Raw genomic sequence first — 17,939 nt, forward strand, 5'->3', positions numbered from 1 at the left:
GCGTCACCTCTCCTTCTGCAGTACGGACAACGCGGCGATCAGTTCGGCCTGCGGTTCCGGGGTCACTTCGAGCGCCTCCAGCGGGGCGAGGCGGCGGTCCCGTTCGGCGCGCAGCACTTGGTCCAGGTGTTCGCCGACCAGCTCCCCGCCCCGGTCGCGCAGCCGCAGAGCGGCCTGTACGCCGATCCGCTCGGCGAGCTTCTCCCCCGCGGGCCGGGCCCGCTTGCCTCCGAGGAGGGCGGCGACGAGGAGGGCCGCGACGCCGTCCGGGTCGGGCGCGGGCTGCTTGTCGAGCCGCGCGACCTCCTCCTCGGCGAGTTCCTCCAGCACGCGCCGCCAGCGTCGTACGGCCATGCCGATACGTTCCCCCGCTTCCCTGTCGGGCGCCGGCAGGGGCACCGCACCGGCGGCCGGCTCGCGCCGCCAGGCCTCGGCGATCCGCTCGTCGGCGGCGGCGACGGCGCACTGGAGCAGGGCGGTGAGGGACTCGGCGAGGGAGTCCAGCAGTTCGTCGGCGCTGGTGTCGAGCGGGTAGCCGCGCCACCGCGTGAGCGCGTCCCCGGCGAGTACCGCGCCGTGGTCGAGCCGGTTGCGGACCCGCTTGCCCTCCCGCCTGTACGCGTCCTCCACGGCCGAGGTCAGCCGTACGGCGGCGGCGTACTGGGCGGCGACGGCGGAGGCCAGCTCCGGCATCCGCCGTCGGAGGGAGTCCAGCGCGCCGAGCGCGGTACGCCCGACGGCGTACTGCCGGGCGGCCGGATCCTGCGCGTGGTGGGCGAGCCAGGCGTACAGCGGCGCGACGGCACTGGCCGGGAGCAGGCCGCCCCCGCCGGCCGACTCGGGCAGTTCCGGCACCGTGAAGCGCGGTACGTCGCCCAGGCCGGCCCGGGTGAGCAGGGCCCCGTACTGCCGTGAGACCTCGGCCAGCACCTGGTGCGGGACCCGGTCGAGGACGGTGACCAGGGTGGCGTTGTACTGCTTGGCGGTGCGCAGCAGGTGCCAGGGCACGGCGTCGGCGTAGCGCGAGGCGGTGGTGACCATGACCCAGACGTCGGCGGCGCAGATGAGCTCGGCGGCGAGGGTGCGGTTCTCCACCACGAGGGAGTCGATGTCGGGGGCGTCGAGGATGGCGAGGCCGCGCGGCAGGTTGGAGACGGTCTCGATCCGCATCTCCCGGGTCGCGTGGGTGTGCCCGCGGCCGTTCCCGGTCCCGCTCCCACCCCCTCTCCCGGTTCCCCGATCGCGGGCCCGGTTCTTGGCCCCGGGGGCCACGTCCTCCTCCGTGTGCGGCACCCAGACCCGCATCAGATCGGGCAGTACCCGCATCCCGGCGAACCAGTGATGATCATCCGGATGGCAGACGAGCACCGGGGTGCGCGTGGTCGGACGCAGCACTCCGGCTTCGCTGACCTGTCGGCCTACGAGGGAATTGACGAGGGTGGACTTACCGGCCCCGGTGGACCCGCCGACGACGGCGAGCAGCGGCGCCTCGGGCGCCTTCAGCCGGGGTACGAGGTAGTCGTCGAGCTGCGCGAGCAGCTCAGCTCTGGTCTGGCGGGCGCGCGGGGCGCCGGGCAGAGGCAGCGGCAGACGCACGGACGCGACCCGGTCGCGCAGGGCGGACAGGGCATCGAGCAGCTGAGGCCGTACATCCAAGGTCACCACATGCGAAGAATGCCCAATTTAGGGCCATTTTTGAAGCTTATACGTCCTCTGCGCGCCGATCGCTACTTCGGCGGGACATTCCGGGCAGAGCAGACGAGTGGGACGCAGGCATAACGAGTACACAACACCCAGGGCGCCGCGGCGCAAAAGCGGTGCGAGAATCGCACCTGCCTGCGATTATCGGGACCGCTTCACCGAACCTCCACATCGTGGCACGCGAGTGAAGCAACCGGGACAAGGCGACCGGAGCCCTATCCTTGACCCGGCACGGACCACAGTCCCACCCCCACCCCGGGGCTCCAGGCCACCACGGCCACCTTCCGGCCCCCGTAGCTCAGTGGATAGAGCAGGTGCCTTCTAAGCACTTGGCCGCAGGTTCGAGTCCTGCCGGGGGCACTCTTTCTCCGTCACCCCGAGCCCTCCCTCGCGGGGGGCTTTCGTACAGGTCAGCGGCGCTTTGACGCGGTCGCCGTAGCGGTGGCGCAAGCCCCTGGGCCGCCCTTGCCGTGAGGGCGGCAGCCCGGCAGAACCCGGCTTCGGACGGCCCTTGGCGGCTGCTCTTCCCGAAAACCTCCCGGAATTCCGCCGCGACCGATCCGCCGGCGGGGCCACCGCGGGCAACTCGTACGGACCCTTATTGCATTTCTGGAAGTCGGCCAGCCGACCGGTGATATATCAGACATAAGAGGCGAGCGGATGGGGACGCTATCGCCCGCGCACGCGGCGACGTAGGCCGACGGGAGTCCGTTGTTCGGCCGGCTCGTCAGGCAGGTGCGCCGGAGGACGAACACGCACGCGCGGACGGGCGAGACGCACGCGTGTTCGTCGACTACCGCCTCACGAGCTTTGCTCCAGACGCGCCGGAAGACCGACCTGGCGAGCAGCCCACCCTGCTCTCCGGGAAACGGAGGTCGCCGGACTTGAGCCCGTCACGCGCCACGAGCTGGCACTGTCAGGCGCTCAACCGCCCGGCCTTCTCCCGCAGCGCCTGCGCTTCCGGCACCCCCTGTACCGGCGCAGCCGTACCCGCATGTCGCGGGGGGGCGGCCTGGACCTTCACCGAGCGGATTCCCTCGGCACATTCCGGGAAGTCGTTCCAGGTCGCCATCGCACCGTCCACATCGCCTTGGCGCAGCCGTACGGCGCCGAGGTCGGCGAGGACGATGGCGCGGGTGCGGCGGCGGTCGAGGCCGTGGATGCCGAGGGCGAGGTGCAGGTGCTCCTCGGCGGTGTCGAGATTCCCCCAGGCGGGTGAGGATCATGCCGCCCTCGTGGACCCACCGGCCGGGCGAGCAGTGGGGCCGCCCACGACTCGCCTGCCGCGACAGCGGGGCGGCCGATGGCGGACTCCGAAATCGCCAGGTGCTGGGTGGCCATCCGACGGTCGCTGCTTGGTGTGTCCGTGTCCGTGTCCGTGGCGGCGGTGGGGTCGTGGGGGGACGGCGGCCTCGGTGGTCTCTCTCCTGCCGCTCGGTCAGGAGATGCCGAAGAGCTTGACGGCCTGGTAGTACGTCCACGCGGTGCTGTCGCAGGAGGCCTTGCGCGCGCCGGAGTACTGCGCGCAGACGCGCCTCAAGTCCGCGTGGAAGGCGTCGTCCAGGCGGGGCTTGGCGGAACGGAACAGTCCTGCGGCCGTGTGGTTGCGGTAGCCGAAGTCGTGGCGGGCGCAGGCCCGGTGGAAGGGGAAGCCGAAGGGGTTGTCCGGGGAGGACGTGCAGTAATCCGTCGTCCAGTCGAAACCGTACGCCGTCCAGGCGTTCCGCTTCTCGCGCGCCTCGGCCCACGCCCGGTGGCTGGCCGCGCTGGTCTGCGTCCAGCGACTCAGCACCTGCGGCTTGTCCGTCGGGGCCGCCGATGCCGGGGGCGCGAGGACGAGCAGCGCCGTCGCGGCCGCGACAGCGGAGGCAAGAACAGGGGCGGGGGCAGGGGCAGGGGCAGCGGGACGACGACGGCGCATGGCGTTCCTTTGGGGCCGGGAGCGGTCAGGTCGCTCCCCGGCGAACTGCTCCGGGGGCCGCCGGGTTACTGCGCGTCGATGGAGTCGAGCATGGTGAGCCGGGCCGTGCGGCGGGCCGGTCGGGTCGCCCTGGCACCACGTCACCCACGCGCCGAACGAGGAACACCCCTCTCCGGAAGGACGCGCCGAACCTCAGGTATGACGCGTGTGCGACTTGCGGCAGAGATGGGATTCGTCCTGGGGAGGGACGCCCGGACAGGGGATCGTGGGCAGACTTGGAGGCATGAACCGCCGTCCGTTCGTCATCGCCGCCGCCACCGTGGGAGTGCTCGCCACCGCCGCCTTCGCGCTGCCCAACCTCCCGCCCAACCCTGTGACCGAAACCGTCAACGACCGTGTGTTCAGAGAGAAGAGCAAGCGTTTCGCGAGTGTCGCCGACGCGCCCACGCGGGGTAGGCGTGCGTTCGTCCTGCCGTCCTGGATACCCAAGGACGCCACCGACGTCCGAATACGGGCGCGCACGACTGGCGAGGCCCGGCTGATCCGGTTCACGCTGGGCGCGACACCGCTGGACGGGCCGCAGTGCGGCGCCGGCGCGCCGAAGCAGCTGGGCGGGCCGAAGCTGCGCGCCAAGTGGTGGCCGGGCGACACCCGGGCCGAGGAGCGGCCCGAGTGCCGGGACGTCCACCAGTACCAGGTCGCGGTGCGCGGTAAGCAGGTCTACGCCTGGACCGATGGCACCCCGTCACCGGACACGAGGATCCAGGGTGGCCACGGCACCCCGGCCGTGCACCGCTAGGGCGTGTATTTCGATGCATGCCCAAGCCGGGCACGGCTAGGGCGGGCACCGCCAGCCGGACAGCGCTAGGCGCGGGCGAGTGCGGTTGCCGCGGCGCGGGCGAAGCCGTCCGGGTTGTCCAGCATGATGTTGTGCCCGCAGTCGGGTACGGCCACGATGGCGACCCCGGCCGCCTTCAGGGCGTCGGCTCCCGGGAGCGGTCCGTCCGCCTCGGGGAGCAGGTAGCTGCGCGGGATCTTCAGCTCCAGCAGCAGCTCCCTCATGGTGGGCGTCGTGCCCGCGGTGAGATGGACGGCGCTGCGGTACAGCGCGGTCCGGCCGGCCAGCCGCATCGTGGCCCACCAGTGCGCGCCGACCCGGTCACGCACCTCGGCCCAGCCGCCGTTGAGGAACTCCTCCTCGGTGTAGGAGGCGATTCCGCTGCTCCCCGTCGCGGCGGCGGTGGGTGGGATCGGGTCCAGGTTGGCGTCGACCAGCACCAGCCGGGACACCAGGTGGGGATACCGGTCGGCGAGCACGATGGCCACGGCGCCGCCCATGCTGTGCGCGATCAGCTCGGCGCCTTCCGCACCGGCCTCGGTGAGGGCGGCCGCCAGCGCATCCGCATGCGCTTCGAGGGTGTAGTCGAACGTCTCGGGCCGGTCGCTGTGCCCGTGGCCCAGCAGGTCGACCAGCAGTGAGCGTCGCCCCGCCAGCAACGGATGCGTGGCGGTCGCCGCGAAGTAAGCGGGCGAGGTGGCTCCGAGTCCGTGCACGTACACCCGGACCGGCTCGGTCCCAACCCCCCGCTCCTTCTCCTCCTGCTCCTCCTGCTCTGACCCGGGCAGCTCGACCCAGCGGATCCGATCACCTTCCGGCGTCACGACGGCACTTCGCACGATGCATTCCCCCATGTCCTGGACGGACGAGGGTACCCAGTCCCGCGGCCACCACCTCGTCTACCCTCGTCGGGTGATCGAGACTGTGAACCAACTCGGCGGCGGCATACCGCGGATCCGGGCGCTCCCCCAGGGGGCGACCGCGGTGGTGTGGGCCCTGGACACCACGCTGGACGTGGTCGGCGGCCGGCCGGTCGACCGGGCGGAGGCCCTGCTGGACACGGCCGAACGCGAAAAGGCCGGGCGGCTGTTGCGCCCCGCCGACCGCCGGCGGTATCTGGCCTCCCACATCGGACTGCGGGTGCTGCTCGGCGCCTATCTGGAGCTGGCCCCGGAGAAGGTCACCCTGGTCCGTGAGGACTGCCCGTGCTGTGGTGAGCCGCACGGCCGTCCCGCCGTGGCCGGGGCCGGGACGCACTTCTCGCTGTCACACAGCGAGGACATGGCCTACTTCGCCTTCGCGGGGGTGCCGGTCGGGGTCGACGTGGAGGGGATCCCGAGCGCCGCCGCGGTGGCGGACGTGCTGACCGCACTGCACCCGGCGGAGACCGCCGAGCTGACCGTCCTGCCCGAGCCGGACCGCCGGACCGCGCTGGCCCGCGTCTGGTCCCGTAAGGAGGCCTGTCTCAAGGCCACCGGCGCCGGGTTGGCGCTCGGACTGACCGAGCCGTACGTCGGCTCCGCCCCCACCCCGGCCCGCGTCCCGGGCTGGACTCTGACGGATCTGCCCGCCCCCGTCGGCTACGCGGCGGCCCTCGCCCTGCGAGCCTGATCGGCCGCAGGGTTCCGAGCTCCGGGGCCCGGGCTGCGGGCTGCGGGCTTTCGGTCCTCCGGCCGGCGTACACCCTGGCTCACACCCCGGCCCGCCGCCTGCCGCGCGCCGCCGCCATCGCCCTGACGCACGGCCACATCCCGGCCAGCCACTCCTCCAGCGACCCGGCCGTCGGCAGACCCGGTGGGATGCTGTCGTGGAGGGCTACCGTCTCGCGTTCAACCGTGCGGTGGTGGGTGAGGATCTCCGGCTCGGCCGGGCCCGGTGCCGCCACCGCCACGCTGCGGAGGAACATCACGTTCGCCACCAGCAGCCATGCCGCATCGGCGACCGGCGCCGTCTCGGCCACTCCCGACGCGCCCGCGGAGCCGGTCGCCAGTGCCCACGGGTCCGGCGCCAGGTACCGCACCTGCCCCACTCCCGTGAACCGTGCCGCCGCCGCGCACATCGCGCACGGCTCCTGCGTGCTCCACAGCGCCGCCGAGCCGAGGTCCCACCCCCTCCGGGCCGCGCCGAGCACGTTCATCTCGGCATGGGCCAGCGGCGTCCCCCGCAGGGGTCCCGCCCCGGGCCCCTCCTCGTACGCCTCGTTGCGACCCTCGCACAGCACCGCGCCCGCCGCGTCCGTGAGCACCGCCAGACTGCCCGCCGTACCGGCTCCCGTACCGCCCGCCACTGCGTGCCGAAATCGAACTCCCCATCCGTCCTCCCCGCATTATCGTGACCGCCATGGACATCCGCCGGGCCCGCACTCCCGCCGAACTCGTTGCCGCCGAATCCCTCTTCGACGGTCCCGCCCGCGAGGACTGGTCGGAGCGCTTCCTCGCCGCCCCGGGACATCTGATGCTCATCGCCTACGTCGACGGCGTGCCCGCCGGCATGGTTTCCGGCATCGAGATGAGCCATCCCGACAAGGGCACGGAGATGTGCCTGTACGAGCTCTCCGTGGACGAGGGACACCGCCGCCGCGGAATCGGCCGCGCCCTGACCCTGGCCCTCGCCGACGAGGCGAGGGCGCGCGGCTGTTACGGCATGTGGGTGGGGGTCGACACCGACAACGAGGCCGCTCTCGCCACGTACGACTCGGCCGGCGCCCGAGACGAGGGCGTCTTCGCGATGCGCGGCTGGGCACTCACCCCGTAACCCCCTCCGCGGCGCGGCCCACCACACCCGCGCGCCGCACCCGCCCACAACACCGGCACGCCCACCCCGCCGTAGTCCCCGCGGCGGCGTGTCGTACGGCCACTCGGCGCACCCTCCGCGCGCCCGGCCCGGCGCTCGCCGAGCATCGGCCGCATGACCGCACTGACGACGCTCCTACCGGCCGCCGCGCTGCTGGCGGTGGCCACCGCCCTGCCACCGCACGCCCTCACCTCCGCCCCCTCCGCCACCGCCACCGCCACCGCCCCCTACGTCGTGGTCCTCAAGGACAGCACCTCCCGCGCCCCGACACGCGCCCTCGCCGCCGAGGCCGCGGACCACGGCGACCAGGTCGGGACCGTCTACGACGCCGTCCTGAACGGCTTCGCCGTCCGCACCACCCCCGCCCGCGCCGCCGTCCTGGCCGCCGACCCCCGGGTCGCCTCGGTGGAGCCGGACACACAGTTCCGCACCACCGACTCACAGCCGCAGGCGCCCTGGGGGCTGGACCGGATCGACCAGCGCGAGCTCCCGCTCGACGGCTCGTACACGTACGCCAGCAAGGCCGAGGGCGTTACGGTCTACATCGTGGACACCGGGATCAACATCGGCCACCAGGAGTTCGGCGGCCGGGCGCGGGCCGGTTACAACGGCGTGTTCCTGGAGTCCTCCGGCGACTGCAACGGCCACGGCACGCACGTCGCGGCGACCGCGGGCGGGGCGACGTACGGGGTCGCGAAGGGCGCCTCGCTCGTCGCCGTGAAGGTGGCCGACTGCCGCGGGCGGGGACGACTGTCGGCCATGGTGGGCGGTCTCGACTGGATGGTGAAGGACGCCACCGCGGCCCCCGCCACCCGGGCCGTCGCGAACATGAGCATGAGCGGCCGCCGCAGCTACGCCCTCGACGCGGCGGTGGCGCGCGCCGTCGCCGCCGGGATCACCTTCACCGTCGCCGCCGGGAACGACGACAGGGACGCCTGCGCCGGATCCCCGTCCCGTGTCCCCGAGGCCGTCACGGTCGGAGCGACCGACGCCGCGGACCACCGTGCGGGGTTCTCCAACCACGGCCCCTGCGTGGACCTTTCGGCGCCGGGCGTGGGTGTGGTCTCGGCCTGGAAGGGCTCCACGACCGCCGCGGCCAGGGCCTCCGGCACCTCCATGGCGGCCCCGCACGCGGCGGGGGTCGCGGCGTTGATCCTGGCGGGCGGTACGGCGAGGACCCCGGCGCAGGTCTCCCAGGCCCTGGTACGCAGCGCCGTGCCGGACCGGATCACCGCCCTCCCGGCCGGTACGCGGAACCTGCTGCTGCACATCCCGACCGACCGGTGACGATGCCGCCGGGCCGGGCCGCTCCCGGCGGAACCGGCCCGGCACCGGCCCGTAACGAGCTCGACACCGGCCCGGAGGCGGGCCCGCCTCGGCGGGCGCCGCGAGCGCCCGGGGCGGCCGCGATCTGCGGTCAGTGGTTGCGCGGGAAGCCCAGGTCCACGCCGACCGGGGCGTCGGCCGGGTCGGGCCAGCGGGTCGTGACGACCTTGCCGCGCGTGTAGAAGTGGATGCCGTCGTTGCCGTAGATGTGGTGGTCGCCGAAGAGCGAGTCCTTCCAGCCGCCGAAGGAGTGGTAGCCCACCGGCACCGGGATCGGCACGTTGACGCCGACCATGCCGGCTTCGATCTCCAGCTGGAAGCGGCGGGCGGCGCCTCCGTCGCGGGTGAAGATCGCGGTGCCGTTGCCGAACGGCGAGGCGTTGATGAGCGCCACGCCCTCCTCGTAGGTCTCGGTGCGCAGGACGCACAGCACCGGGCCGAAGATCTCGTCGCGGTAGGCGTCGGAGTCGGTCTTGACGTTGTCGAGCAGGGACAGGCCGATCCAGTGGCCGTTCTCCCTGCCTTCGACCGTGTATCCGGTGCCGTCCAGGACCACGTCGGCGCCCTGTGCGGCCGCGCCCTTGACGTACGAGGCGACCTTGTCGCGGTGGGCGGCCGTGATCAGCGGGCCCATCTCGGAGGCCGGGTCGTCGCCGGGGCCGATCTTGATCTTCTCTGCGCGCTCGCGGATCTTCTCGACGAGGGTGTCGGCGATGGAGCCGACGGCGACGACGGCGGAGATCGCCATGCAGCGCTCGCCGGCCGAGCCGTAGGCGGCGGAGACCGCCGCGTCGGCGGCCGCGTCCAGGTCGGCGTCCGGCAGCACGAGCATGTGGTTCTTGGCTCCGCCCAGCGCCTGGACGCGCTTGCCGTTGGCGGAGGCGGTGGTGTGGATGTGGCGGGCGATGGGGGTGGAGCCGACGAAGGAGACGGCCGCGATGTCGGGGTGGGCCAGGAGGGCGTCGACCGCCACCTTGTCGCCGTGGACGACATTGAGCACGCCCGCCGGCAGGCCGGCCTCGCTCGCCAGCTCGGCGAGCTTGTTGGAGGCTGACGGGTCCTTCTCGCTCGGCTTGAGGATGAAGGTGTTTCCGCAGGCCACGGCCAGGGGGAACATCCACATCGGGACCATCGCCGGGAAGTTGAACGGCGTGATGCCCGCGACGACGCCGATCGGCTGGCGGATCGAGGCGACGTCCACGCGGTTGGACACGGAGGTCGACAGCTCGCCCTTGAGCTGTGTGGTGATCCCGCAGGCCAGCTCGACGATCTCCAGGCCGCGTGCGACCTCGCCCAGCGCGTCCGAGTGGACCTTGCCGTGCTCGGCGGTGATCAGCTCGGCGATGGCGTCGCGGTTGGCGTCCAGCAGGGCGCGGTAGGCGAACAGCACCTTGGTGCGGGCGGCCAGCGAGGACTGGCCCCAGGAGAGGAAGGCCTCCTTGGCGACGCGTACCGCCGCGTCGACCTCGGCGGCCGAGGCGAGCGCCACCTGCGTGGTGACCTCGCCGGTCGCGGGGTCGGTGACCGGGCCGTAGTTGCCCGACGCGCCCTCGACGGTCTTGCCACCGATCCAGTGGTTGACGGTCTTCATGCCTTACTCCTTCACAGATGGCGACGTCGCTGCGCGGCTTGCCGGTCGTACTCTTCGCGGGCCTCCGCCGCGGCCTTGCGGGTCGCGGTCTCGGCCACAGGAACATCCCACCACGCCTGCGCCGGAGGTGGGCCCGACACAGTGTCGGGTGTTCGGGTCTGTGCGTAGACACATGTGGGCCGGTCTGCCGCCCGCGCCTGCGCCAGGGCTTTCCGCAGGTCACCGACGGTGCGGGTGCGGATGACGGCCATCCCGAGGGAGGCCGCGTTGGCCGCCAGGTCCACCGGAAGGGGGTCACCGGTGTACGAGCCGTCGGGCGCGCGGAAGCGGTATCCGGTGCCGAAGCCCTCGCCGCCCACCGCCCCCGACAGGCCGCCGATGGAGGCGTAGCCGTGGTTGTCGAGGATCACCACCTTGAGCGGGATGTGCTCCTGGACGGCCGTGACGATCTCCGTCGGGTTCATCAGGTACGTCCCGTCGCCGACCAGCGCCCACACCGGGCGGCCGGGGGCGGCGAGCGCGACTCCGATGGCGGCGGGGATTTCGTAGCCCATGCAGGAGTATCCGTACTCCACGTGGTACTGGTCCGCCGAGCGGGTCCGCCACAGCTTGTGCAGGTCGCCGGGGAGGGAGCCGGCGGCGTTGATCAGGATGTCCTCGCCGTCCACCAGGCCGTCGAGCAGCCCGAGGACCTGGGCCTGGGTGGGCGCGGCGCCCTCGTCGGGGGCGGCGTAGGCCCGGTCGACGCGGGCCTCCCAGCGGTTCCTGCCCTCCCGGTACGCCGTCTCGTACGTGGATTCCACGCGGTGGCCGGATACGGCCTGCCGCAGTTCGTCGAGCCCTTCCCTCGCATCGGCGACCAGCGGCCGGGCGGCGAGCTTGTGGGCGTCGTACGGGTCGAGGTTGAGGCCGATGAACCGGACGGATGGATTCCGGAACAGGGTCGCGGAGGCGGTGGTGAAGTCCGTCAGCCGCGTCCCGGCGGCGATGACGAGGTCGGCCTCCCGGGCCAGGTCGGCGGCGGCGGCCGTCCCGGTGTGGCCGATCCCGCCCACGTCGGCGGGGTGGCCGTACGGGAGGGCTCCCTTGCCCGCCTGCGTGACGGCCACCGGGATGCCGGTGGCCTCGGCGAAGGCCGCCAGAGCCGCCTGGGCCCCGCTGTGCCGGATCCCGCCGCCGGCGACGATCAGGGGGCACGCGGAGCCCCGTACGGCTTCGGCGGCCGCCGCGAGCTCACCGCGGTCGGGCCGGGGCCTGCGTACGCCCCAGACCCGCTCGGCGAAGAACTCCTCGGGCCAGTCGTACGCCTCCGCCTGCACGTCCTGCGGCAGGGCGAGGGTCACCGCACCGGTCTGCACGGGGTCGGTGAGCACCCGCATGGCCTGGAGCGCGGCCGGGATCAGGGCCTCGGGGCGGGTGATCCGGTCGAAGGAGCGGGAGACGGGCCTCAGGGTGTCGTTGACGGAGACGTCACCCGCGTAGGGGAGTTCGAGCTGCTGGAGCACGGGGTCGGCGGGCCGGGTGGCGAAGGTGTCCCCGGGCAGGAGGAGCACCGGGATCCGGTTGATCGTGGCCAGGGCGGCGCCAGTGACGAGGTTGGTGGCGCCGGGCCCGATGGAGGTGGTGACCGCATGCGCGGACAGCCGCCCGCTCTGCCGGGCGTACCCGACGGCGGCATGGACCATCGCCTGCTCGTTGCGGCCCTGGAAGAAGGGCATGTCCTGCTTGCCGCTCTCCAGGAGTGCCTGCCCGACCCCGGCGACGTTCCCGTGCCCGAAGATCCCCCAGGTGGCGGCGATCAGCCGCTGCCGCCGGCCGTCGCGCTCGGTGTACTGGCGGGCGAGGAAGCGTACGAGCGCCTGCGCGACGGTGAGCCTGCGCGTACTCGTCGGGCTCATCGGGGCTCCTCCGGTCGGGGGAAGGGCAGTCGCGGGTCGATGTCCTGACCGGCCCAGGCGGACCGGATCCAGCCGTGGTCGGGGTGGTCCCGGATCAGCCACTCCCGCATCCGGTCCGGTCCGGCCATCACGTTCAGGTAGTACATGTCGTGCCCGGGCGCGGCGATGGACGGCCCGTGCCAGCCGTCCGGGATGAGCACGGCGTCGCCGGTCCGCACCTCGGTGAGGATGTCGGTCTTCCCCGCCGGGGAGGGGGTCACGCGCTGGTAGCCGAAGCCGGGCGTGTCACCGTGCGGGGCGATCTCGAAGTAGTAGATCTCCTCCAGCCGGGACTCCTCGCCGGGGCGGTGCTCGTCGTGCTTGTGGGGCGGGTACGAGGACCAGTTGCCGCCGGGGGTGAGCACCTCGACGGCGATGAGCCGGTCGCAGCCGAAGGCGTCGGCGGCGGCGAAGTTGTTGACCTGGCGGGAGCACGGGCCGGCGCCGCGCAGCTCGACGGGGACGTCCGCGGCGGGGCCGTAGCGTGCGGGCAGGGCCGTCTCGCAGCGCGCGCCGACGAGCGCGAAGCGCCCGCCGGCGGGAGAGGTGACCTCCGCGTGCGCGTCCCGGGGCAGGTACGCGAAGTCGGTGGTCCCGGCGAACACGCCCGCCCGTCCCCGCAGTTCGAAGGTCTGCGATCCGCTGCCGGGCTCTGCGCGGCCCCGCGCCTGCGGCGAGGCTGACGGAGTCCCGCCCGGCCCGCCCGGCCGGCCCGGTGCCCGGCAGTGCACCGCGCACCCGCCCGACAACGGGAGGACGATCCACTCCGTCTCCCCGCACGGGTGCGCGTACGTCTCACCCCGCGCGAGGTCGAGCACGATCAGCCTCGTCCACTCCATCCCCCACTCAGACACCACCGGCACGCCCGAGCACCTCCTCCACCTCGTGCGGATACGGCATCGCCGAAGAGCACGCCAGTCGCGAAGCCACGATCGCCCCGGCCGCGTTCGCGTACCGCATCACCCTCGACAGCTCCCACCCGGCGAGCAGGCCGTGGCACAGCGCGCCCCCGAAGGCGTCTCCCGCGCCCAGGCCGTTGACCACCTCCACCGGGACCGGCGGGACTTCCACGGCCGTGCCGTCGCGGTGGACGGCCAGGACCCCGGCCGGGCCCCGCTTGACCACCGCCAGCTCGACCCCCGCGGCGAGCAGCGCCCGCGCCGCCGCGTACGGCTCGGACTCCCCCGTGGCGATCGCGCACTCCTCGGCGTTGCCGACGGCCACCGTCGCGTGGGCCAGCGCCTGTTCGTAGTACGGCCCGGGCTTCTCCCGCCAGAGCACCGGCCGCCAGTCCAGGTCGAACACCGTCGCCCCGGACTCCCGCGGCCTGCCGGATTCCGTACGCGCCTCCAGCGCGGCCAGCGTGGCGGCTCGGCTCGGCTCCTCGCTCAGCCCCGTCCCCGTCATCCAGAACACCCGCGCCGACCGGACCGCCTCCAGGTCCAGCTCGCCGGGGTGGATCTCCAGGTCCGGAGCCTTCGGCAAGCGGTAGAAGTACAGCGGGAAGTGGTCGGGCGGAAAGATCTCGCAGAAGGTCAGCGGCGTCGGCAGGCCCGCGATCTCGCCCACCCACCGGTCGTCCACCCGGAACCCCCGGAGTTCCGCGCGCAGATACGCACCGAAGGGATCCGCCCCGGTACGGGTGATCAGCGCCGCCCGCCGCCCCAGCCGGGCGGCCGCGACGGCCACGTTGGCCGGGGAACCGCCCAGGAACTTGCCGAAGGACTCGGCTTCGGCCAGGGGCACGCCGGTCGTCAACGGGTAGAGGTCCACCCCGATCCGCCCCATCGTGATGAGGTCGAACGCGAACGGATCACCGGTCACCATCAGTCCTCCCGCTGGTCTTCCACGTCATCTTCACGGTGCCGTCGAGCCTCGCACCCTAAGGTGGCCGTCATGACGTCCTCCCCACCCGCGTTGACCCGTATCCGCATCGGTTCGGCTCCGGACTCCTGGGGTGTCTGGTTTCCCGACGACCCCCTCCAGACCCCCTGGGAGCGGTTCCTCGACGAGGTCGCCGACGCCGGGTACGAGTGGATCGAACTCGGCCCCTACGGCTACCTGCCCACCGATCCCGCCCGCCTCTGCGACGAAACCGCCCGGAGGGGCCTGCGCGTGTCCGCCGGCACCGTCTTCACCGGACTCCATCACGGGCCCGCCGTGTGGGAGGACACCTGGGAGCACGTGTCGCGGATCGCGGCCCTCACCCAGGCCATGGGCGCGGCCCACCTCGTCGTCATTCCTTCCTTCTGGCGTGACGACAAGACCGGGGAGATACGGGAGGACCGCACCCTCACCCCCGGCCAATGGCGCGAACTGACCACCCAGACCGAGCGCCTGGGCCGGGAGGTGCAAGACCGGTACGGGCTGCGGATCGTCGTCCACCCGCACGCCGACACCCACATCGACACCCCCGAGAACGTGGCCCGCTTCCTGGACGCCACCGACCCGGACCTCGTCTCCCTCTGCCTGGACACCGGGCATTACGCGTACTGCGGCGGCGACAGCGTCCAGGCCCTGGAGACCTTCGCCGAGCGGATCGGTTACCTCCACCTCAAGCAGGTGGATCCGCGGATCCTCGCCGAAGTCGTCGCGCACCAGGTGCCCTTCGGGCCGGCCGTGGGCCGCGGGGTGATGTGCGAGCCGCCGTCGGGCGTGCCCGCGCTGGAGCCCGTACTGGCGGCGGCCCAGCGGCTGGGCGTGGACCTCTTCGCCATCGTGGAACAGGACATGTACCCCTGCCCGCCCGACCGGCCGCTGCCGATCGCCCGCCGCACCCGTGCCTACCTGCGCTCCTGCGGCGCCTGAGGCCCGACGTCTGAAGGAGGAGCTGACATGACCAGCACGCTCGGCATCGCCGTCATCGGCACCGGGAAGATGGGCGCCGACCACGTCCGCCGGATCGGACGGACCGTCGGCGGGGCCCGGGTCGTGGCCGTCGCCGATCCGGACGGGGACCGGCTCAAGGAGGTCGTGGGCGCCCTGGACGGGGCGAGCGCGCACACAGACCCGGCGGCCGCGATAGCCGCGCCGGGGGTGCAGGCCGTACTGATCGCCTCCCCCGGGCCCGCCCACGAGGAGGCGATCCTGCACGCCCTGGAACGGGAGCTGCCGGTGCTGTGCGAGAAGCCGCTGACGCCGGACGCGGCGGGGGCGCTGCGCGTCATGGAGGCGGAGCGGCGGGTGGGCCGGCGGCTGGTGCAGGTGGGGTTCATGCGGCGCTACGACGCCGAGTACGAGCGGCTCAAAGAGCTGCTGGACGCGGGTGGCATCGGGCGGCCGCTCTTCCTCCATTGCCGGCACCGCAACGCCGCCTCGCCGCCCTTCTTCACCAGCTCCATGCTGATCAGCGACTCCGTGGTGCACGAGGTGGACGCGGCCCGGTGGCTGCTGGGGCAGGAGATCACGGCGGTGTCCGTACTCTCCCCCACCCCCTCCTCGGCGGCACCGGAGGGGCTGCGCGATCCCCGGCTGGTGCTCCTGGAGACCTCCGGCGGCGCCGTCGTCGACGTGGAGATCTTCGTCAATTGCGGCTTCGGCTACCAGGTGCAGTGCGAGGCGGTCGGCGAGTCGGGCAGCGCCCGCATCGGCGACGGCCACGCGATGGTGGTCCAGTCCGCGGGCCGGTGGGGCGGCGAGATCGACCAGGACTTCACGGTGCGTTTCGCCGACGCCTACGACCGCCAGTTGCGGCGCTGGGTGGCCGCGGCCGCGCGGGGCGGGGTGACGGGACCGAATGCGTGGGACGGCTACGCGGCGGCCGTGGTTTCCGAGGCGGGCCTGGAGGCCGCGCGCAGCGGCGCACGGACCGTGGTGGAGCTGGTGGAGCGGCCGCCGCTGTACCGCTGAGCCCGCGCGCGGCCCTGTCGCCCCGGACCCGGATCGCGGACCCGGCCCGGCCTGTCGCCGCGCCGGGTCCGTGACGGTCCCACAGCGACGCGGGCGCCGGGCCCCGGCCCAGGGCCCCGGCCGATGTGTCACGCCTGTCACGGGCGTCCCTCTTGTGTCACACATGTCCGCATGACGCGGGTTTTCCGTCACAAGCATTCAACAGCCCCTCCCCTGCCCTCGTCCCGCGTCGTTCCCCGGGAACAACGCGAGTGATCGTCAGTGTCCACGCGCCGGCTCCCCCGACGGCCTCCCGGCCGGCCCCGCGGCGTGGACGAGGAGGTGTCGTGCATGAGCGACCGACAGCTGTGGTCGTACAAGGAGATCGCCGCCCACATCCGGGTGCAGCCGGACACCGTGCGCTCGTACCGCAAGCACGGGCTTCTGCCCGCGCCCGATCATGTGGAGGGCGGCAAGCCCTACTGGTACGCGGACACCATCCGCACCTGGGTCGCCCGCCGCCCCGGCAACCGGGGTCGCCGCGAGGAGTGACCGCCCGCCGACCGTGCGGTTCGGTCCGCGCGGTCGCACACCCCGCGGAACCCGGTGTCGAAGGCGGGAGTGATGACCTCGTGGCGTGTCGGCTCCGCCCCGACGGTCCCCGTGCGCTCCCCGACCTGACCCCGGTCGGTTCCGCTCCCGGCCGTCGGGGCCGTTGGGGGCCGTTGTGGCCGTCACCCCGTGAGGCAGCGGTCGATCACCACGACTCGCTCTCACCCACCCGGTCCGGGCTCCGCTCCGCGGGCTCCGCGACTCGCCCGCCCCGCCTCCGCAAGCGGAGCCCCACCAGCGGAAACACCAGCACGGACAGCATCCCGGCCCCCACCAGCGCCGCCGCCTCCCCGGGCTCCACCGCGCCGTCCCGCACCCCCAGCGTGGTGATCGCCACCACCAGCGGCAGGGCCGTCGACCCGAACAGCACCAGCGCCGACCGGTCCCGCCGCCCCAGGTCCCGCGGAGCCAGCAGCCACATCGGCAGGCCCCGTACCACCAGGAACAGCAACAGGAACACCGGCAGCAACAGCAGCACCCGCCCGCCGGCGAGCAGCGCCTTCAGGTCGAACTGGACCCCGGTGACCACGAAGAACAGCGGCACCAGGAAGCCGAAGCCCATGGCCTCGACTTTCGACAGCACGGTCTCGCTGCTCTGCGGCGCGGCCCCTTGCAGCACCAGCCGGGTGATCAGCCCGGCGGCGAAGGCGCCCAGCAGGATGTCCAGCCCGAGCACTTGGGCCAGTGCCAGCATCGCCACGAGCAGCAGCACCACCATCCGTACCGCGAACTGCGCGCTCGTGTGCAGGGTCTTGGCGATGACGTTCGAGAACCAGGGCGACTTGGGCCGCAGCGCCCAGAACACCGCCGCCGCCGTCAGCACGGCGAAGGCCGCCAGCAGCGCCGCCGAACGCGCCGGGGCCCGCCCGCTCAGCAGCAGCGCCATGGCGATGACCGGCCCGAATTCACCGACCGACCCCATCGCCATCGTCACGGAGCCGAAGCGGCTCTTCAGCTCGCCCGCGTCCCTCAGCACGGGCAGGATCGCGCCGAGCGCGGTGCTGGTGAGCGCGGTGCCGACGTAGACGCCCTTGGAGAATCCGCCGCCGTGGGCGAGCAGGGTGCCGAGCCCGAGTCCCAGTGCGAGCGCGGCCAGCCAGGCCCACAGGGAGCGCTTGAGGGTGTCCCCCTTGACCTCGTCGAAGCGGATCTCGTACCCGGCCAGGAAGATCAGCATGGCGAGGCCCAGCTGGCTCAGCACGTCGATCACCTCACCGGTCCCGGCCCATCCGAGGACGTCCGGACCGACGAGGATCCCGAGCAGGATCTCGAAGATCACCAGAGGTACGGGCAGCCACCGTGAGACCCCGTACGCGAGCAGCGGCGCGAGGACGGCGACAGCCATGATCAGGACGAGCGTTCCCGGGTGATCCATATGCGCCATTTACATAT

At 72.9% G+C, this 17,939-nt stretch carries 17 protein-coding genes and 1 tRNA gene; 9 read left to right on the top strand and 9 right to left on the bottom strand.

Annotated features, from left to right (window positions below; genetic code table 11):
- Nucleotides 1-3: 3 nt before the first annotated feature.
- The gene (locus tag ABZX75_RS02385; RefSeq protein WP_355407035.1) at nucleotides 4-1,656 is read right to left on the bottom strand and encodes a GTPase domain-containing protein; all 1,653 of its coding nucleotides are present in this window, start codon (nucleotides 1,654-1,656) and stop codon (nucleotides 4-6) included.
- Nucleotides 1,657-1,988: 332 nt separating this feature from the next.
- Here ABZX75_RS02385 and ABZX75_RS02390 point away from each other — a divergent pair.
- Both ABZX75_RS02390 and ABZX75_RS02395 read left to right on the top strand, forming a co-directional pair.
- Nucleotides 1,989-2,061, top strand: a tRNA-Arg gene (locus ABZX75_RS02390).
- A 730-nt stretch (nucleotides 2,062-2,791) separates the two neighbouring features.
- Nucleotides 2,792-2,920 carry a hypothetical protein gene (locus tag ABZX75_RS02395; RefSeq protein WP_355406892.1) on the top strand — a complete coding sequence of 43 codons (129 nt, stop codon included), beginning with the start codon at nucleotides 2,792-2,794 and terminating at the stop codon, nucleotides 2,918-2,920.
- 219 nt (nucleotides 2,921-3,139) lie between these two features.
- Here the strand turns inward: ABZX75_RS02395 and ABZX75_RS02400 are convergent, their stop codons facing one another.
- The gene (locus ABZX75_RS02400) at nucleotides 3,140-3,622 is read right to left on the bottom strand and encodes a phospholipase (protein WP_355406894.1); all 483 of its coding nucleotides are present in this window, start codon (nucleotides 3,620-3,622) and stop codon (nucleotides 3,140-3,142) included.
- A gap of 283 nt (nucleotides 3,623-3,905) precedes the next feature.
- Here ABZX75_RS02400 and ABZX75_RS02405 point away from each other — a divergent pair, with 283 nt between their 5' ends.
- Complete coding sequence (locus tag ABZX75_RS02405) at nucleotides 3,906-4,421, top strand: hypothetical protein (protein ID WP_355406896.1); 516 nt, start codon at nucleotides 3,906-3,908, stop codon at nucleotides 4,419-4,421.
- 65 nt (nucleotides 4,422-4,486) lie between these two features.
- Here ABZX75_RS02405 and ABZX75_RS02410 read toward each other — a convergent pair whose 3' ends face one another.
- Entirely contained in the window at nucleotides 4,487-5,299 is an 813-nt protein-coding gene (locus tag ABZX75_RS02410; RefSeq protein WP_355406898.1) for an alpha/beta hydrolase, read from the bottom strand.
- Between the two features lie 73 nt (nucleotides 5,300-5,372).
- On the opposite strand from ABZX75_RS02410, the gene ABZX75_RS02415 reads away from it, so the two are divergent.
- Nucleotides 5,373-6,071: a 4'-phosphopantetheinyl transferase superfamily protein gene (locus ABZX75_RS02415; protein WP_355406900.1), complete on the top strand. Its 699-nt coding sequence runs from the start codon at nucleotides 5,373-5,375 to the stop codon at nucleotides 6,069-6,071.
- 79 nt (nucleotides 6,072-6,150) lie between these two features.
- Here the strand turns inward: ABZX75_RS02415 and ABZX75_RS02420 are convergent, their stop codons facing one another.
- Nucleotides 6,151-6,705, bottom strand: coding sequence for a deaminase (locus ABZX75_RS02420; protein ID WP_355406902.1), 555 nt, complete (start codon nucleotides 6,703-6,705; stop codon nucleotides 6,151-6,153).
- A gap of 95 nt (nucleotides 6,706-6,800) precedes the next feature.
- Between ABZX75_RS02420 and ABZX75_RS02425 the strand changes: the two genes are divergently transcribed.
- Both ABZX75_RS02425 and ABZX75_RS02430 read left to right on the top strand, forming a co-directional pair.
- Nucleotides 6,801-7,214 (top strand): GNAT family N-acetyltransferase, encoded by a 414-nt coding sequence (locus ABZX75_RS02425; protein ID WP_355406904.1) that lies wholly within the window; start codon nucleotides 6,801-6,803, stop codon nucleotides 7,212-7,214.
- A 153-nt stretch (nucleotides 7,215-7,367) separates the two neighbouring features.
- Complete coding sequence (locus ABZX75_RS02430; RefSeq protein WP_355406906.1) at nucleotides 7,368-8,540, top strand: S8 family peptidase; 1,173 nt, start codon at nucleotides 7,368-7,370, stop codon at nucleotides 8,538-8,540.
- Between the two features lie 130 nt (nucleotides 8,541-8,670).
- Here ABZX75_RS02430 and ABZX75_RS02435 read toward each other — a convergent pair whose 3' ends face one another.
- Genes ABZX75_RS02435 through iolC form a run of 4 tightly spaced genes read right to left on the bottom strand, consistent with a single transcriptional unit; the run spans nucleotide 8,671 to nucleotide 13,934 of the window.
- On the bottom strand, nucleotides 8,671-10,170 hold the full coding sequence (locus ABZX75_RS02435) for a CoA-acylating methylmalonate-semialdehyde dehydrogenase (RefSeq protein ID WP_355406908.1): 1,500 nt from the start codon (nucleotides 10,168-10,170) through the stop codon (nucleotides 8,671-8,673).
- A gap of 11 nt (nucleotides 10,171-10,181) precedes the next feature.
- On the bottom strand, nucleotides 10,182-12,068 hold the full coding sequence (gene iolD / locus ABZX75_RS02440; protein WP_355406910.1) for a 3D-(3,5/4)-trihydroxycyclohexane-1,2-dione acylhydrolase (decyclizing): 1,887 nt from the start codon (nucleotides 12,066-12,068) through the stop codon (nucleotides 10,182-10,184).
- The gene (gene iolB / locus ABZX75_RS02445) at nucleotides 12,065-12,946 is read right to left on the bottom strand and encodes a 5-deoxy-glucuronate isomerase (RefSeq protein WP_355407037.1); all 882 of its coding nucleotides are present in this window, start codon (nucleotides 12,944-12,946) and stop codon (nucleotides 12,065-12,067) included. Before iolB ends, iolD begins: the two co-directional genes overlap by 4 nt.
- Before the next feature lie 7 nt (nucleotides 12,947-12,953).
- On the bottom strand, nucleotides 12,954-13,934 hold the full coding sequence (iolC, locus tag ABZX75_RS02450) for a 5-dehydro-2-deoxygluconokinase (protein WP_355406912.1): 981 nt from the start codon (nucleotides 13,932-13,934) through the stop codon (nucleotides 12,954-12,956).
- 69 nt (nucleotides 13,935-14,003) lie between these two features.
- On the opposite strand from iolC, the gene ABZX75_RS02455 reads away from it, so the two are divergent.
- The 3 genes from ABZX75_RS02455 to ABZX75_RS02465 all read left to right on the top strand — a co-directional run bounded on the left by ABZX75_RS02455 (nucleotide 14,004) and on the right by ABZX75_RS02465 (nucleotide 16,487).
- Complete coding sequence (locus tag ABZX75_RS02455) at nucleotides 14,004-14,915, top strand: sugar phosphate isomerase/epimerase (protein ID WP_355406914.1); 912 nt, start codon at nucleotides 14,004-14,006, stop codon at nucleotides 14,913-14,915.
- Between the two features lie 27 nt (nucleotides 14,916-14,942).
- Nucleotides 14,943-15,956 (top strand): Gfo/Idh/MocA family oxidoreductase, encoded by a 1,014-nt coding sequence (locus ABZX75_RS02460; protein ID WP_355406916.1) that lies wholly within the window; start codon nucleotides 14,943-14,945, stop codon nucleotides 15,954-15,956.
- Between the two features lie 330 nt (nucleotides 15,957-16,286).
- Nucleotides 16,287-16,487 (top strand): MerR family transcriptional regulator, encoded by a 201-nt coding sequence (locus ABZX75_RS02465; RefSeq protein WP_344156417.1) that lies wholly within the window; start codon nucleotides 16,287-16,289, stop codon nucleotides 16,485-16,487.
- Between the two features lie 205 nt (nucleotides 16,488-16,692).
- Here ABZX75_RS02465 and ABZX75_RS02470 read toward each other — a convergent pair whose 3' ends face one another.
- Nucleotides 16,693-17,922: a cation:proton antiporter gene (locus ABZX75_RS02470; protein WP_355407039.1), complete on the bottom strand. Its 1,230-nt coding sequence runs from the start codon at nucleotides 17,920-17,922 to the stop codon at nucleotides 16,693-16,695.
- Nucleotides 17,923-17,939: the final 17 nt, after the last annotated feature.

Source organism: Streptomyces sp. NPDC003038 (genome assembly GCF_040611115.1).
Classification (GTDB): Bacteria; Actinomycetota; Actinomycetes; order Streptomycetales; family Streptomycetaceae; genus Streptomyces.

What these genes read in the sequence shown, in the direction of transcription:
- ABZX75_RS02400 (WP_355406894.1), bottom strand. Translation starts at nt 3,622, where the DNA reads ATGCGCCGTCGTCGTCCCGCTGCCCCTGCCCCTGCCCCCGCCCCTGTT.
- ABZX75_RS02405 (WP_355406896.1), top strand. Translation starts at nt 3,906, where the DNA reads ATGAACCGCCGTCCGTTCGTCATCGCCGCCGCCACCGTGGGAGTGCTC.
- ABZX75_RS02425 (WP_355406904.1), top strand. Translation starts at nt 6,801, where the DNA reads ATGGACATCCGCCGGGCCCGCACTCCCGCCGAACTCGTTGCCGCCGAA.
- ABZX75_RS02430 (WP_355406906.1), top strand. Translation starts at nt 7,368, where the DNA reads ATGACCGCACTGACGACGCTCCTACCGGCCGCCGCGCTGCTGGCGGTG.
- ABZX75_RS02435 (WP_355406908.1), bottom strand. Translation starts at nt 10,170, where the DNA reads ATGAAGACCGTCAACCACTGGATCGGTGGCAAGACCGTCGAGGGCGCG.
- iolD (WP_355406910.1), bottom strand. Translation starts at nt 12,068, where the DNA reads ATGAGCCCGACGAGTACGCGCAGGCTCACCGTCGCGCAGGCGCTCGTA.
- iolB (WP_355407037.1), bottom strand. Translation starts at nt 12,946, where the DNA reads ATGGAGTGGACGAGGCTGATCGTGCTCGACCTCGCGCGGGGTGAGACG.
- iolC (WP_355406912.1), bottom strand. Translation starts at nt 13,934, where the DNA reads ATGGTGACCGGTGATCCGTTCGCGTTCGACCTCATCACGATGGGGCGG.
- ABZX75_RS02455 (WP_355406914.1), top strand. Translation starts at nt 14,004, where the DNA reads ATGACGTCCTCCCCACCCGCGTTGACCCGTATCCGCATCGGTTCGGCT.
- ABZX75_RS02460 (WP_355406916.1), top strand. Translation starts at nt 14,943, where the DNA reads ATGACCAGCACGCTCGGCATCGCCGTCATCGGCACCGGGAAGATGGGC.
- ABZX75_RS02465 (WP_344156417.1), top strand. Translation starts at nt 16,287, where the DNA reads ATGAGCGACCGACAGCTGTGGTCGTACAAGGAGATCGCCGCCCACATC.
- ABZX75_RS02470 (WP_355407039.1), bottom strand. Translation starts at nt 17,922, where the DNA reads ATGGATCACCCGGGAACGCTCGTCCTGATCATGGCTGTCGCCGTCCTC.